General features: G+C 47.7%; 1 protein-coding gene and 1 pseudogene. Both read left to right on the top strand.

Annotated features, from left to right (window positions below; all coding sequences use genetic code 11):
• The first annotated feature begins 2 nt into the window (after window positions 1-2).
• Window positions 3-686, top strand: coding sequence for a heavy metal response regulator transcription factor (locus tag R8O70_RS26040; protein ID WP_021454109.1), 684 nt, complete (start codon window positions 3-5; stop codon window positions 684-686).
• Window positions 679-1,094, top strand: a pseudogene (locus tag R8O70_RS26035) (two-component sensor histidine kinase); the annotation flags it as partial. The gene R8O70_RS26040 and the pseudogene R8O70_RS26035, both read left to right, overlap by 8 nt.

Here is a 1,094-nt window from a genome sequence, read left to right as displayed (position 1 = left end):
TATTGATCGTCGAAGATGAGCACAAAGCCGGAGAATATCTGCAAAAAGGTTTGATTGAATCTGGGTATGTGGTGGATTTAGTGCATGATGGGGTCGATGGGCTTTATCACGCTACTAGTGAAGAATATGACTTAATCCTCCTCGACATTATGTTGCCTAAACTCGATGGTTGGCAGGTGCTTAACACATTGCGCAGTAGTGGGATTCACACCCCAGTGATCATGCTGACAGCGAAGGAGCAAGTGGAAGATCGCGTGCGCGGTTTTGAGCTGGGTGCCAATGACTATGTGGTAAAACCTTACGCGTTTGCAGAGCTACTGGCGCGTGTTCAAAACGTATTTCGTCATCATATTGCCGCGCAAGTGGTCGCATCGCCGCAAACATTACGTGTGGCAGATTTAGAACTTGATATGATCAAACGCGTTGCCACGCGCGCGGGGCAGTCGATGTCGCTTACCGCCAAAGAATATGCCCTGCTTGAGTTGTTGATGCGCAAAACTGGCCAAGTACTTTCACGTACCACCATTGCGTCGTTAGTGTGGGATATGAACTTTGACAGCGATACCAATGTGATTGATGTGGCGGTCAAACGTCTGCGTAGCAAAGTGGACAAACCGTTCGATAAACCTCTGATTCACACTGTCAGAGGGATGGGCTACAAACTCGAAGAGAGTCGTGATGCCTAAGTTCTCGCTGCCTTTTTCCATGAAAAACAAGCTCGTGCTGATGTTTGTTAGTATGACGTTTGTGACCTATTTTTCTTTGGCTTTCATCCTACAGTACGCCATTGAACGCCACTTTTATTCGCAAGATTTCAGCTATATTTCCAGTAAGTTCAATGCCATTGAGAACGAGTTAAAACGCTCGCCAGAGGATGTGTTCAAGCAAGCGAATAACAGTACGCTCTATATGTGGGTGTTTGAAGGCAAGCAGAGCGTGTATCAGAACTCGAGCCTGACGATTCCTCAGAACCGAGCCTACAGCATTAGCTCGCCTCAGGTTTTAAATCACGAGCGTGCCATCGAATGGAGTGAGGACTCGCTGAATATTCGCGCGTTTGCGTTTCAAGCTGGGGAGTATCAGGTGGTGCTCGG

It is taken from the genome of Vibrio sp. 779(2023), assembly GCF_033344285.1.
GTDB lineage: Bacteria > Pseudomonadota > Gammaproteobacteria > Enterobacterales > Vibrionaceae > Vibrio > Vibrio alginolyticus.
This window is presented reverse-complemented; position numbering and strand designations above follow the sequence as displayed.